The sequence below is a fragment of the Actinomadura mexicana genome (assembly GCF_900188105.1).
GTDB classification, from domain to species: Bacteria; Actinomycetota; Actinomycetes; order Streptosporangiales; family Streptosporangiaceae; genus Spirillospora; species Spirillospora mexicana.
The window spans coordinates 1-12,967 of record NZ_FZNP01000032.1 but is presented as its reverse complement, the minus strand read 5'-3'; the positions used below and the strand labels follow the sequence as shown (position 1 = coordinate 12,967).

Sequence of the window (12,967 nt, the reverse complement as noted above, 5' to 3'; positions counted from 1 at the left end):
TACGTCGGGAACGGAGAGGGGTCTCCGTCCCTGAAGGGGGCGCAGCATGGTCGACGGCGGGCCGATCGGAGCCGGGACGCGGCCGCTGCCGGAGGGCGCGCCGGTCCGGGACCGCGAGCGGGAGCGCCGGGCGCGGGAGGCGGCGCCGCGGGGGCTGGCCGAGGCGCTGCTGATCGCCGCGGTCTCCCCGGCCCTCCCGGGCATCGCGCACCTGCGGGCCGGGCGCGTCCGGCTCGGGGCGGCGCTGCTGAGCGTCCAGGCGCTGGCGCTGACCGCGGCGGCCCTCGCCGCCGGGCACGGCCGCCCGCTCCTGCTGCAGGCGGCGGCGCGGCCCGCCTGGCCGGCGGCGCTGACGGCCGGCTGCGTGGTCGTCGCGGCGCTCTGGGCGGGGTTGATCGTCCACTCCTACGCCGTGCTGCTCCCGGACGGCCTGTCGCCGCTGTGGCGGCTCGCGGGCGGCACCACGGTGTCGGTCTTCTGCCTGCTGGTGATCGTTCCGCCGCTGACGGCCGCCCACGCGATGGCGCCCTGCCCGCGACGTGATCATCCGTACCGGCCCCCGAACGGCAGCGGATTCACTATCCTGACGATCTGCACCAAAGGCCACATCCGCTCGCATGCGATCGACTCTTACGCAACCTTTGCCCGGTTCGACGCGTCCATAATGTGAGCCGAGGCTTAATTCACTGTGGGTGGGAATCGGAGCGTACATGGGTCGGTCGCCGAGTGGGCGTGCCCGGAACAGGGACGATGCGGGTACCTCCGGCGGAGCCGGGGGCCTTCCCCGCGCGCTGGCACTGACGCTCGCGTCCGCCCTGGTCTGGGGTGTCGCGCATTTCGTCACGGGCCGCCGGGTCGCCGGCGGGCTGCTGCTCGCGCTGTACGTGGCGATCGTCGTCGCCCTCGCGGGCGCCGCCACGCTCTACCGCCCCGACCTCGTCCACTACGCCGTCCAGCCCGCGGTGCTGCAGCGGACCTCCGCCGCGCTCATCGCGCTCGGCGTGCTGTGGATCCTCGTCGTCGTCCGCTCCTACCTGCTGCTGCGCCCCGCCCGCCTCGCCGCGGGCGCCCGGACGCTCGGCGCGGCCGCGGTCGCGGTGATGTGCTTCGCCGTCGCGGTGCCGGTGGCGTGGTCGGCGCACAGCACCTACGTGTACCGGGACGCGCTGACCAGCATCTTCCGCACCGGCAGCGAGAACGGCAAGCCCGTCGACACCAAGGATCCGTTCAACGGCCAGCAGCGGGTCAACATCCTGCTGCTCGGCGGCGACTCCGCCGCCGACCGCACCGGCGTGCGCACCGACAGCGTGACGCTCGCCAGCGTCGACACCAAGACGGGCGACACGGTGCTGCTGAGCCTGCCGCGGAACCTGGAACAGTTCCCGATGCCGCCCGGCCCGGCCCGCGACCGGTTCCCCTACGGCTTCACCGGCGACGGCCCGCAGAACCCGGGCCTGCTCAACGAGGTCTACGAATACGCCGAGAACCACCCCGACGTGGTGCCCGGCGTCGCCAAGAAACGCCGCGGCCCCGAACTTCTGAAGGCCACCGTCGCCGGCGTGCTCGGGCTGCGCGTGGACTACTACATCCTCGTCGACATGTTCGGCTTCGCCGACATCGTCGACGCCATGGGCGGCGTCAAGCTAAAGATCACCGAGCCGATCCCCTACGGCCTGCAGGGCGGCGTCCTGCAGCCCGGAGACCGGACGCTGAAGGGCAAGGAGGCCCTCTGGTACGGGCGGTCCCGCACCAACAGCAGCGACTACGTGCGGATGAGCCGGCAGAAGTGCCTGATGCGGGCGATCGCCGAGCAGGCCGACCCGCAGACCGTGCTCACCAGCTTCGACAAGCTCGCCGCGGCGGCCAAGCGGACGCTGTCGACCGACATCCCCCAGGAACTGCTGCCCGCGCTGATGAAGCTGTCGAACCGGGTCAAGAACGGCGCGCAGATCAGGAGCCTGCAGTTCGTCCCGCCGCTCATCTACACCGGGAACCCGGACTTCGGCAAGATCCGCACCCTGGCGGCCGACGCCGTCAACAGCGATCCGCGACAGGTCAGCACCAAGCCGAGCGGCACGCCCACCGCCTCGCCCACCGCCTCGCCCACCGGGTCGCCGGACGGGCAGGACGGCGGCGAACCGGCCAAGCCCTCCTCCAAGCCGGTGTCGCTGGAGAGCAGCTGCCCCTGACCGGCCGGCGCGGCCCGCGGCCGGCGCCCGTCCGGCCGCAGTGGTCCTGACCCGCGTGAATTGTCCTTCCCGGTCCGGGGAGGGGGGATCATTGAGGAAGGACCCCTACTTCGAAGGGCTGGTGCGGTGCCTCGGATCCACGGCTGCGACGCCTTCCGCGTGAGAATGCCGCGCGGGCGGCGGCCGGAGAGCGTCCTCGTCCGGCTGGCCGGCGGCGACGCCGTCGGCTGGGGCGAGATGGCCGTCCCGGCGGGGGCCGCGGACCCCGGCGCGGCATGGGCGGACATCGAGACGCGCATGGGGCCGGCCCTCATCGGGCTCGACTGGGACCGCCCCGAGGACGTGTCCGCCGCCGCCGACCTCGGCGCGCGCGAGGCCGCGGCGGCCGTCGACACCGCCTGCTGGGACCTGTGGTGCCGGACGCGGGGGCTTCCGCTCGCGCACGCGCTCGGCGGCACCCGCACCTCCATCGTGACGGGGGCGCGGATCTCCCCCGAGCCGGCGATCGACACCATCACGGCCCGCGTCAACCAGGCCGTTGGAGCGGGCCACACCCGCGTCACGCTGGACGTCCGGCCGGGGTGGGACGTCGAGCCCGTCCGCGCGATCCGGCAGGCATACCCGGCACTGGCGCTGGTCGCCGACGCGGGCCACGCCTACACCGAGTCGCCGGAGCACCTGGCGGCGCTGGAGGCGCTGGACGCCTACGGCCTGGCCGCGGTCGAACGCCCGTTCCCCGGCGGCGACCTGGCCGCGCACGCCCGGCTCCAGACGCGGGTGGGCACCGCCGTGGCCCCGGACGTGGGCGATTTGGAGACGCTGGACGCGGCCCTGTCGCTGCAGGCGGGCCGGGCGCTGCACCTGCGCCTCGACCGGCTCGGCGGGCTGACCGCGGCCCGCAGCGCCCACGACCTCGCCTACGCGGCGGGATGGGACGTGTGGTGCAGCGGCAGCGGCGCGTTCGGCATCGGGCAGGCCGCCGCGGTCGCGCTCGCGGCCCTGCCGGGGTGCACGCTGCCGAGCGACGTGTCCGACCCGGCCGGCGGTCCGGTGTTCGTGACGCCGCCGGTGCGCTCGTCCGGCGGCGTGGTCGGCGTCCCGCTCACGCAGCCGGGCCTCGGCCACGAGATCGACGAGGCGCGCATCGAGCGGCTGGCGACCCGCCGCCTGCGCCTGTCGACGTGACGTCCGCCCCGTCCTGGGTGGTGGCGGGGCCGCCCGGCTCCGGCAAGACCACGGTCTCGGGCCTGCTGCTGCGGCGGCTGCGTCCCGTGCCGGCGCTGCTGGACAAGGACACGATGTTCGGGCCGTTCGTGGAGGCGACGCTCGCGGCGTTCTCCCGCGATCCCGGCGAGCGCGAGGGCCCCTGGTACGACGAGCACGTCAAGCCGCACGAGTACGCGGGGATGACGGCCGCGGCGCGGGAGATCCGGTCGCACGGCTGCCCGGTGCTGCTGAGCGGACCGTTCACCGGCCACATCCGGGACGCGGCGCGCTGGACGGAGTGGGTCGCGTCCCTGGGCGGGCCGCCGGTGCGTCTCGTCTGGATCCGGACCGACGCCGCGACCCTCCGGCACCGGCTGGAGCGGCGGGGCTCGCCCCGCGACACCGGCAAGCTGGCGGCGTTCGACGCCTTCGTCGCCCGGATGCTGCCCGGGACGCCGCCTCCGGTGCCCCACACGGCCGTGGACAACCGCCTCGGCGCGCCCGTACCGCTGGAGGCGCAACTGGACGCCCTGGCCGAGTGACGCCCTGGCCGAGTGACGATCTGGCCGAGTGACGATCTGGCGGAGACCGCGCGGTCTCCGCCAGATGGCCGCCCGCCGGAAGTAACCGCCGGGCGGGAACGACCGTCGCGTCAGCCGTTGATGTTGATGTTCACGTTCTTGTTGTAGTTGTGCTCGCAGCAGCAGTGGTGGCCGTGCCCCGGCTCACCGGACGCCGTGGCGGCCGACGCCGTGGCGGACAGGCCGGTCATCCCGGCCACCGTCGTCCCGGCGGCGAGAACCAGAACCGCAAGACACCTCTTCATGATCATCCCTTTCGCTCCGGCATCCGTACTTTGCGTAGCGATACTCCCCGCCGCATGCCCTCTGTAACGCATTGACTACTAAGAGTGAGCAAAAGTCGAGGTTGGGTGATTCAGTAGGACTTCGGTATTCCGTGGCCCCGGGCGCCTACTGCTGCGGCGGCGGCAGGTACTGCGGCGGCGGCTCGTACTGGCCGGGATGGGTGTACTGGCCCGGCTGGGTGTACTGGCCCGGCTGGGCGTAGGGGTCGTAGTGCGGTGCGGGCGGCGGGATGGCGGGCTGCTCCGGCTGCGGGGGCAGCGGCTGCCGGCGGGCGGCCCGCCGATCCTGGTAGGCGCTCCTGAGCCGGCCGCCGGCGCGCTTGCCCGCGTCGCCGACCTGCTGCGCCCGTTCGCCCTGCATCGCCCCCTGCACCCGGGCGGCGGACCGCCGGCCCAGGTCCTGCATCTGCCGGGCGCGCTCCGACTGCAGGGCGCGCTGCATCGATTCCGCCTGGGCGATGCGGGCGGCGTTCTCCCGGACGGCCTGGCCCGCGACCTGCCCCGCAACCTGCGTGCCGTCCCAGGCGATGACCGCACCCTGCCGCGCGGCCTCGGCGGCGCGCCGGTAGCCGTCCGCGCGGACGAGGGACGTCCCCGCCACCAGGTCGGCGAGGGCCCGGCGGCGGGCGCCGACGAGAGTCGGCGCGCTGTTGGCCAGGAACACCGCGACGGCGACCAGCCAGGTGACGAGGGAAAGGAGGAAGAGGCCGTGCAGGAGAAGGATCCACGCGGTGCAGTACAGGCCGGTGCCGCCCGCCGTGGTCACCAGCGAGCGGCGCAGTGCCCTGGACTTGGCGGACCTGGCGTTCTCCACGCGCAGATCGAGCACGGCCTTGCCGACGGTCCGGCCGGCGAAGGCCTGACCCGCGAACTGGTACAGGAACTCGATCAGGACGAGCAGGAGCAGCGCCTGCTCGACGGCGCTGACGGCCGTGTTCCAGATGCCCGTACCGAAGTTCTCGGCGGCCTGCCGGACATCGCCGCCGGACAGCAGGAGCCCGCCCCCCGCCGACAGGGCGTCGCCCCAGAGCCCGTCCCCGAGGAGCCCGTTCAGCCGTCCCCACGTCATCATGCCGAGGAGGACGGCGGCGCCGGCGAGGAGTGCGGTGTCGATGCCCCAGGCGGCGAGACGGCGGCCGTGCGGGGCGGCCGCGGCGGCAGGCGGTACGGGCTCGGCGGCGGGCAGCGGAACGGGTGGCGGACCGTACACGTGAGTCCCTCGGGTCGCGATCTTCTCTTCTTGATCAAAGCGCCGGAACGGCAGGAGTCTAGGCCGCCAGGTCCCGCGCCGCCACCGTAATCGTCAGCGTCATCGTCAGTAGGACTTGGGCAGCCCCAGGGAGTGCTGTGCGACGTAGTTGAGGACCATCTCGCGGCTGACCGGGGCGATGCGCATGAGCCGGACGACCCCGGCGAGCATCCCGACGCCGTACTCGGTGGTGAGGCCGTTGCCGCCGTGGGTCTGGATGGCCTGGTCGACGCAGTGGATCGCGGCCTCGGCGGTGGCGTACTTGGCCATGTTCGCGGCCTCGCCGGCGCCCGTGTCGTCGCCCTCGTCGTAGAGCCAGGCGGCCTTCTGCCCCATCAGCCGGGCCAGCTCCAGTTCGATCTTGGCGGCGGCGAGCGGGTGCGCGATGCCCTGGTGCGCGCCGATCGGCGTCCTGAAAACCTGCCGGGACGCGGCGTAGCCGGTCGCCTTGCCGAGCGCGAGGCGGCCGATCCCGGCGCCCATCGCGGCGGCCATGATGCGCTCGGGGTTGAGCCCGGCGAACAGCTGCAGCAGCCCGCCGTCCTCGTCGCCGACGAGCGCGTCGTAGGGCAGCCGGACGTCGTCGAGGTGGCAGACGAACTGCTTCTCCGGCGACACGATCTCCATGTCGATGGGGGTGAAGGCGAAGCCGGGCGCGGCCGTCGGGACGATGAACAGCGACGGCCGCAGGTTGCCCTTCTGGTCCTGCGTGCGGGAGACGAACAGCACGGCGTCCGACTCGTCCACGCCGGAGATGAACGTCTTCTGGCCGTTCAGCACCCACCCGTCGCCGTCGCGGCGCGCCGTGGTGGTGATGCGGTGCGCGTTGGAGCCGGCGTCGGGCTCGGTGATCGCGAACGCCATCTTCACCGAGCCGTCGGCGAAGCGCGGCAGCCAGTGCTTCCTCTGGGCCTCGGTACCGGACCGGGCGATGATCGTCGCGCAGATCGCCGGGGACACGACCATGAGCAGCAGCGGGCAGCCCGCGGCGGCCAGTTCCTCGCACACGGCGGCGAGGTCGCCGATGCCTCCGCCGCCTCCGCCGTACTCCTCCGGCACGTTGACGCCCAGGTAGCCGAGGCGCCCGGCCTCGGCCCACAGCTCGTCGGTCTTCTGCCCGGACCTGGCCTTCTCCACGTAGTAGGAGGAGCCGTACTTGCCGCCCAGCTCGGCGACGGCGGCGCGCAGGGCCCGCCGTTCCTCGGTCTCGACGAAGCTCATTCGCAGGTCCCTTCGATGACGGCGAGGACGGCGCCGGACTCGACCTGCTGCCCCGCGATGACGTTCAGTTCGGCGACCGTCCCGGCGGACGGCGCGGCGACGCGGTGCTCCATCTTCATCGCCTCCAGGACGACGAGGGTCTCCCCTTCGGCGACGTCCGCGCCCGGTTCTGTCTCGACGCGGACGACGGTGCCGGGCATGGGGGCCACAAGGGAGCCCGGGGCGATCCGGCCGCTCGGGTCGGCGAACCGCGGGACGGCGACGAGCGTGACCGGGCCGAGGCGGGAATCGACGTGCACCGCGCCCCCGGCGGAGGTCACGGTGAAGGTCTCGCGGAGGCCGTCGTGGTCGAGGACGACGCGATCCGGTGTGGCGGACAGCAGCGACGTGCCCGGGCACAGCTCGGAGGCCAGGCCGTTCCTGTCCAGCCGGTAGTCGACGTCCACCGGACCCGCGGGCCCCTGGAACGTCCTGCGCTGCGACTGGGACCGCACGTTGCGCCAGCCCGACGGGAGGCCGCCGAGCACCGCGGCGCCCGCCCGGTCCGCGGCGGCCTGGGCGAGCGCGGCGGCCAGCGCGCAGACCCGGACCGCCGCCTCGTCCGCCAGCGGTGCGGCCAGGGTGTCGAGGCCGACACGGTCGAGGTAGCCGGTGTCGGTGGCGCCGTCCAGGAACGACGGCTCCTCCAGGATCCGGACGAGCAGGTCACGGTTGGTGGCGAGGCCGTGGATGCGGGCGCCGCGCAGCGCGGCCGCCAGCCTGCGCGCGGCGGCGGCCCGGGACGGCGCCCACGCGATCACCTTGGCGAGCATCGGGTCGTAGTGGACGCCGACCTCGGCGCCGCTCTCCACGCCGCTGTCGAGCCGCAGCCCGTGCGCCGCCGGAACGGCGAACTCGGCGTCCGCCCCCGGCACCTCGAAGGTGTGCAGCCTGCCGCTGGCGGGCCGCCAGTCCTGCGCGGGGTCCTCGGCGTAGAGGCGCACCTCGATGGCGTGGCCGCGCGGTTCCGGCGGCGCCTGCGGCAGGCGGGCGCCCTCGGCGACCTCGATCTGCAGCCGGACGAGGTCCACCCCGTACACGCACTCGGTGACCGGGTGCTCGACCTGGAGCCGGGTGTTGACCTCCAGGAAGTAGAAGCGCCCGTCGCGCGCCAGCATGAACTCGACCGTGCCCGCGCCGGCGTAGCCGATGGCGCGAGCCGCGCTCGCCGCCGCCCCGCACAGCCGCGCGCGCAGCTCGGGACCGACGGCCGGGGACGGCGCCTCCTCGATGATCTTCTGGTGGCGGCGCTGGATGGAGCACTCGCGCTCGCCGAGCGTCCACACCGTCCCGTGCGCGTCGGCGAGGATCTGCACCTCGATATGGCGGGCGTCCTCCAGCAGCGGCTCGCAGAACACGGTCGGGTCGCCGAACGCCGACTCCGCCTCCCTGCGCGCACCCGCGACGGCGTCCGGCAACCCCTCCGGCGTCCGGACGACGCGCATGCCGCGCCCGCCGCCGCCCGCGGACGCCTTGACCAGCAGCGGCAGGTCCGCGCCGCCGACCCGGCCGGGGTCGAGTCCGGGCAGCACCGGGACCCCGGCGGCGGCCATCAGCTTCTTGGCCTCGATCTTGGAACCCATCGCCGCGATCGCCTCGGGCGGCGGACCGATCCAGGTCAGGCCGGCCTCGACGACGGCCCGCGCGAAGTCCGCGTTCTCCGACAGGAACCCGTAGCCCGGGTGGACGGCGTCGGCCCCGGCGCGCTTCGCCACGGCGAGGAGCCGCTCCACCGACAGGTAGGTCTCCGCCGGGGATGCCCCGGGCAGCCGCCCGGCCACGTCCGCCTCCCGGACATGCGGCGCAGCGGCGTCGGGATCGGAGTGGACGGCGACCGTCCCGACGCCGAGGTCCCGGCAGGCCCTCAGGACACGGCGGGCGATCTCACCGCGGTTGGCGACCAGCACTCTGTTGATCATTTTTGGACACTCACATCCGGAAGACGCCGAAGCCCTCGGCGCCGCGCACGGGCGCGTTGTGGACGACGGACAGGCACAGGCCGAGGACGGTCCGGGTGTCGCGGGGGTCGATCACCCCGTCGTCGTAGAGCCGCCCGGACAGGAAGAACGGCAGCGACTCGGCCTCGATCTGCGCCTCGACCATCTCCCGCATCGCGCGGTCCTGGTCCTCGTCGTAGGCCTGACCGCGCGCCTGCGCCGCCTGCCGCGCCACGATCGACAGAACGCCCGCGAGCTGCTGCGGCCCCATCACCGCCGACTTGGCGCTCGGCCAGGCGAACAGGAACCGCGGGTCGTACGCGCGGCCGCACATGCCGTAGTTGCCCGCCCCGTACGAGGCGCCCATGACGATCGAGATGTGCGGGACCCGGCTGTTGGCCACCGCATTGATCATCAGGGCGCCGTGCTTGATGATCCCGGCCTGCTCGTACTCCCTGCCGACCATGTAGCCGGTCGTGTTGTGCAGGAAGAGCAGCGGGGTGTCGCTCTGGTTGGCGAGCTGGATGAACTGCGCCGCCTTCTGCGCCTCGTCCCCGAACAGGACGCCCTGCGCGTTGGCGAGGACCCCGATCGGGTAGCCGTGGACGCGCGTCCAGCCGGTGACCAGGCTCGTCCCGTACAGCGGCTTGAACTCGTCGAACCGCGACCCGTCGGCGACCCGCGCGATGACCTCGCGCGGGTCGAAGGGGACCTTCAGGTCCTCGGGGACGATCCCGGCCAGCTCCTCGGCGTCGTGGAGCGGTTCCTCGACCGGGCCGGGCGCCGGGCCGAGCTTGCGGTGGTTGAGGTTCGCGACGATCTGGCGTCCGAGGCGCAGCGCGTCCGCCTCGTCCGCCGCCATGTAGTCGGCCAGACCGGAGGTGCGGGCATGCATCTCGGCGCCGCCGAGCTCCTCGTCGTCGGCCTCCTCGCCGGTCGCCATCTTCACCAGCGGCGGGCCGCCGAGGAACACCTTCGCGCGCTCCTTGACCATGACGACGTGGTCGCACATGCCCGGGATGTAGGCGCCGCCCGCGGTGGAGTTGCCGAACACGAGCGCGATCGTGGGGATCCCCGCGGCCGACAACCGGGTGAGGTCGCGGAACATGCGGCCGCCCGGAATGAAGATCTCCTTCTGCGTCGGCAGGTCCGCGCCGCCCGACTCGACCAGGTTGATGACGGGCAGCCGGTTCTCCAGTGCGATATCGGACGCCCGGAAGCTCTTCTTCACCGTCCACGGATTGCTGGACCCGCCCCGCACCGTCGGATCGTTCGCCACGATCATGCACTCGACGCCCTCGACGACGCCGATGCCGGTGACGACGCTCGCGCCGACCGGGAAGTCGCTCCCCCACGCGGCGAGGGGGCTCAGTTCGAGGAAGGGCGAGTCGGGGTCGAGCAGCAGCTCGACGCGCTCGCGCGCCAGCAGCTTGCCGCGGGCGCGGTGCCGCGCGACGTACTTCTCGCCGCCGCCTTCCAGCGCCTTGGTGTGCTCGGCGTCCAGGGCCGCCAGCTTCTCCAGCATGGCCGCACGGCGTTCCCGGTACTCCGGGCTCCGCGCGTCCAGGGTGCTCTTGAGGGTCACAGGACTGCCTCCGGGATGTCGACGAGGCGGGACCGCAGCCACTCCCCCAGGGCCTTGCCCTGTGGGTCGAACCGGGTCGAGGCTGACACACCCTCCTGAAGCAGCCCTTCGACGACGAAGTTCACCGCGCGGAGGTTGGGCAGCACATGCCGGTGGACGGTGTGCTCGCGGGTCTCCGGCAGCAACTCGCGGAGCCTCTCGGTCGTCAGGAACGGCTCCAGCCAACGCCACTGCGCGTGGGTCCGGGCCCACACGCCGATATTGGCGTCCCCGCCCTTGTCCCCGCTCCGCGCCCCGGCGACACGGCCGAGCGGCGCGCGGACGGTGGCGCCCGGTGGGACGGCCCCGGCAGGTGGAGACTCGGTGGAGACTTCAAGGTCGCGCACGAGAGGGGCGGCCGGGATGGCGATGCCCTCTCCATCGTGGGTCACCGCGACATGCTCGATGGCCTCGTTCGGGACGTAGGCGGGCGTGTAGACGCCGCAGGGGCCGCCCTTTCCGGGCGGGGAGGTCATGGTGAAGCCCGGGTAGCCGGCGAGGGCGAGTTCCACGACGGCGCCGCTGAACGCGCGGCCGACCTTCTCCGGATCCGGGTCGAGGACGGCGCAGCGGAGCAGGGCGGTGGCCTCCCCCTGCGTGGCCGGATCCGGTCCGGGGGCGCCGATGAGCGTCCATTCCACGCGGGCCGGCCGGGCCTCCGCGAGGGCGGCCTCCAGTTGGGCCTTAGCGAGTTCGGCCTTGGCCTCGACGTCCAGACCGGTGAGGACGAAGGTCATCTCGTTGCGGTGGCCGCCGAGATGGTTCAGGCACACCTTGGTGGACGGCGGCGGCGGGACGCCCCGGACGCCGCTGATCCGTACCCGGTCGGGCCCGTCCCGCGCCGGCGCGATCGTGTCGAACCGCGTCGTCACGTCCGGTCCGGCGTAGGACGGCGCACCGATCTCGTACAGGAGCTGGGCCGTCACGGTCTCGACCGTCACGGCGCCGCCCGTCCCGTCATGCTTGGTGATCACGCTGGAGCCGTCGGGATGTATCTCGGCGATCGGAAAGCCCGGCGCCTTTACGTTGTAGATTTCTTGAAAGAAGGCGTAGTTGCCGCCGGTCGCCTGCGCGCCGCACTCCAGGACGTGCCCGGCAACCGTCGCGCCCGCGAGGGCGTCCCAGTCGTCGCGCGCCCAGCCGAAGTGCGCGGCGGCGGGGCCCACGACCAGGGACGCGTCGGTGACGCGTCCGGTCACCACCACGTCCGCCCCGGCCCGCAGGCACTCGACGATCCCCCAGGCGCCCAGGTAGGCGTTGGCGGTGAGCGGCGGCCCGTGGCGGGCGTCCGCCAGGTCGAGCTCCTCCGCCCGGGGCAGCAGGTCGTCGCCCTCCACATGGGCGATCCGCACGTCGATCCCGAGCCGGCCGGCCAACTCGCGCAACCGGTCCGCCAGCCCCCGCGGGTTGAGCCCGCCGGCGTTCGCGACGATCGTGGTGCCGCGCTCGGCGGCCAGGCCGAGGGAGTCCTCCATCTGCCGGAGGAACGTCGCGGCGTACCCGGCGTCCGGGTCCTTCATCTTCCCGCGCCCGAGGATCAGCATCGTCAGCTCGGCGAGGTAGTCGCCGGTGAGGACGTCCAGCGGCCCGCCCTCCAGCATCTCCCGCACCGCGGAGAAGCGGTCGCCGTAGAAGCCCGAGGCGTTACCGACCCGCAGCGGTTGGCTCATGGCCTGAACCCTGCCAGCCCGCATCTAAAAAATCAATCGTGCATGATTGTTTCTTCGCCCGTCGGTTTGGTTGACTGGAGGGCCACCGACCCCGAGGACCCCATGACCGCCCAGGCGCTCCCCCGCGAACCGCAGCAGGACCGTAGCCGCGCCACGCGGCGACGCCTCCTGGAGGCCGCCATCGGCTGCCTCGCCTCCGTGGGCTGGGCGGGCACGACGGTGGCGGTGGTCGCCGAGCGCGCGGGCGTGTCCCGGGGCGCCGCCCAGCACCACTTCCGCACGCGCGAGGAACTGGTGACGGCGGCGGTCGAGTACGGCTCGGACGTGAGGATGGCGCGGATGCGCGAACGCCTGGACGCGCTCGCAGACCGCCGGCCCTCCACGCCGGACGTCGTCAAGCTCCTCGGCGAGATGTACACGACCCCGCTCTTCCGGGCAGCGCTCCAGCTCTGGGTCGCGGCCAGCTCGGACGAGCAGCTCCGCGCGCAGATCGTTCCCCTGGAGGCGCGGGTCGGACGCGAGGCGCACCGCCTCACCGTCGAGGCCCTGGGCGCGGACGAGTCGGTCCCCGGCGTCCGGGAAACGGTCCAGGCGACCCTCGACCTGGTCCGCGGCCTCGGCCTGGCCGATCTCCTCACCGACGACTCGGCACGCCGCACCCGCCTGCTCGACCAGTGGGCCGCCACGCTCGACCGCGCACTCGGCCGCTGACCGGCCGCCCGGAGTCACAGGGCGGTCTCTTTGACGACGGCGGGCCGAGCGCGCCCATCCGCCCCGCCGCGGTCGCCGCCGGCGCTACGTCATCAACGAAGCTCGGGGTTCGGAAAATGAGAAAGGCCCCGCCGGTGACGGCGGGGCCTTTCTGCAATATGAGTCCGGCGGTGTCCTACTCTCCCACACGGTCTCCCATGCAGTACCATCGGCGCTGAAGGGCTTAACTTCCGGGTTCGGGATGGGACCGGGTGTT

At 73.3% G+C, this 12,967-nt stretch carries 11 protein-coding genes and 1 rRNA gene; 5 read left to right on the top strand and 7 right to left on the bottom strand.

The window, feature by feature from the left end; all coding sequences use genetic code 11:
- Nucleotides 1-46: 46 nt before the first annotated feature.
- From CHC11_RS39385 to CHC11_RS39370, 4 genes are all read left to right on the top strand, one after another.
- On the top strand, nt 47-670 hold the full coding sequence (locus CHC11_RS39385) for a hypothetical protein (RefSeq protein WP_089317009.1): 624 nt from the start codon (nt 47-49) through the stop codon (nt 668-670).
- Between the two features lie 40 nt (nt 671-710).
- Nucleotides 711-2,189, top strand: coding sequence for an LCP family glycopolymer transferase (locus CHC11_RS39380; RefSeq protein WP_089317008.1), 1,479 nt, complete (start codon nt 711-713; stop codon nt 2,187-2,189).
- A gap of 165 nt (nt 2,190-2,354) precedes the next feature.
- Entirely contained in the window at nt 2,355-3,374 is a 1,020-nt protein-coding gene (locus CHC11_RS39375; protein WP_342750039.1) for an enolase C-terminal domain-like protein, read from the top strand.
- Nucleotides 3,371-3,937, top strand: a complete 567-nt coding sequence (locus tag CHC11_RS39370) for a P-loop nucleotide/nucleoside kinase family protein (protein ID WP_089317006.1) — start codon at nt 3,371-3,373, stop codon at nt 3,935-3,937. The genes CHC11_RS39375 and CHC11_RS39370 overlap by 4 nt, the downstream gene beginning before the upstream one ends.
- A 110-nt stretch (nt 3,938-4,047) precedes the next feature.
- Here CHC11_RS39370 and CHC11_RS41885 read toward each other — a convergent pair whose 3' ends face one another.
- The 6 genes from CHC11_RS41885 to CHC11_RS39340 all read right to left on the bottom strand — a co-directional run bounded on the left by CHC11_RS41885 (nt 4,048) and on the right by CHC11_RS39340 (nt 12,000).
- On the bottom strand, nt 4,048-4,221 hold the full coding sequence (locus CHC11_RS41885) for a hypothetical protein (RefSeq protein WP_179279237.1): 174 nt from the start codon (nt 4,219-4,221) through the stop codon (nt 4,048-4,050).
- Between the two features lie 145 nt (nt 4,222-4,366).
- Complete coding sequence (locus CHC11_RS39360; protein ID WP_089317004.1) at nt 4,367-5,470, bottom strand: RDD family protein; 1,104 nt, start codon at nt 5,468-5,470, stop codon at nt 4,367-4,369.
- Nucleotides 5,471-5,575: 105 nt separating this feature from the next.
- On the bottom strand, nt 5,576-6,730 hold the full coding sequence (locus CHC11_RS39355) for an acyl-CoA dehydrogenase family protein (RefSeq protein ID WP_089317003.1): 1,155 nt from the start codon (nt 6,728-6,730) through the stop codon (nt 5,576-5,578).
- The gene (locus CHC11_RS39350) at nt 6,727-8,688 is read right to left on the bottom strand and encodes an acetyl/propionyl/methylcrotonyl-CoA carboxylase subunit alpha (protein ID WP_089317002.1); all 1,962 of its coding nucleotides are present in this window, start codon (nt 8,686-8,688) and stop codon (nt 6,727-6,729) included. Before CHC11_RS39350 ends, CHC11_RS39355 begins: the two co-directional genes overlap by 4 nt.
- A gap of 10 nt (nt 8,689-8,698) precedes the next feature.
- Entirely contained in the window at nt 8,699-10,291 is a 1,593-nt protein-coding gene (locus CHC11_RS39345) for an acyl-CoA carboxylase subunit beta (protein WP_179279236.1), read from the bottom strand.
- The gene (locus CHC11_RS39340) at nt 10,288-12,000 is read right to left on the bottom strand and encodes an acyclic terpene utilization AtuA family protein (protein WP_089317001.1); all 1,713 of its coding nucleotides are present in this window, start codon (nt 11,998-12,000) and stop codon (nt 10,288-10,290) included. The genes CHC11_RS39345 and CHC11_RS39340 overlap by 4 nt, the downstream gene beginning before the upstream one ends.
- A gap of 102 nt (nt 12,001-12,102) precedes the next feature.
- On the opposite strand from CHC11_RS39340, the gene CHC11_RS39335 reads away from it, so the two are divergent.
- Entirely contained in the window at nt 12,103-12,711 is a 609-nt protein-coding gene (locus CHC11_RS39335; protein WP_089317000.1) for a TetR/AcrR family transcriptional regulator, read from the top strand.
- A 162-nt stretch (nt 12,712-12,873) separates the two neighbouring features.
- On the opposite strand, the gene rrf is transcribed toward CHC11_RS39335, so the two are convergent.
- Nucleotides 12,874-12,967 (bottom strand): 5S ribosomal RNA (gene rrf / locus CHC11_RS39330); the annotation flags it as partial.

Excerpts from the sequence above, each read along its gene's own strand:
- CHC11_RS39385 (WP_089317009.1), top strand. The coding sequence starts at position 47 with ATGGTCGACGGCGGGCCGATCGGAGCCGGGACGCGGCCGCTGCCGGAG.
- CHC11_RS39380 (WP_089317008.1), top strand. The coding sequence starts at position 711 with ATGGGTCGGTCGCCGAGTGGGCGTGCCCGGAACAGGGACGATGCGGGT.
- CHC11_RS39375 (WP_342750039.1), top strand. The coding sequence starts at position 2,355 with ATGCCGCGCGGGCGGCGGCCGGAGAGCGTCCTCGTCCGGCTGGCCGGC.
- CHC11_RS41885 (WP_179279237.1), bottom strand. The coding sequence starts at position 4,221 with ATGAAGAGGTGTCTTGCGGTTCTGGTTCTCGCCGCCGGGACGACGGTG.
- CHC11_RS39355 (WP_089317003.1), bottom strand. The coding sequence starts at position 6,730 with ATGAGCTTCGTCGAGACCGAGGAACGGCGGGCCCTGCGCGCCGCCGTC.
- CHC11_RS39350 (WP_089317002.1), bottom strand. The coding sequence starts at position 8,688 with ATGATCAACAGAGTGCTGGTCGCCAACCGCGGTGAGATCGCCCGCCGT.
- CHC11_RS39340 (WP_089317001.1), bottom strand. The coding sequence starts at position 12,000 with ATGAGCCAACCGCTGCGGGTCGGTAACGCCTCGGGCTTCTACGGCGAC.
- CHC11_RS39335 (WP_089317000.1), top strand. The coding sequence starts at position 12,103 with ATGACCGCCCAGGCGCTCCCCCGCGAACCGCAGCAGGACCGTAGCCGC.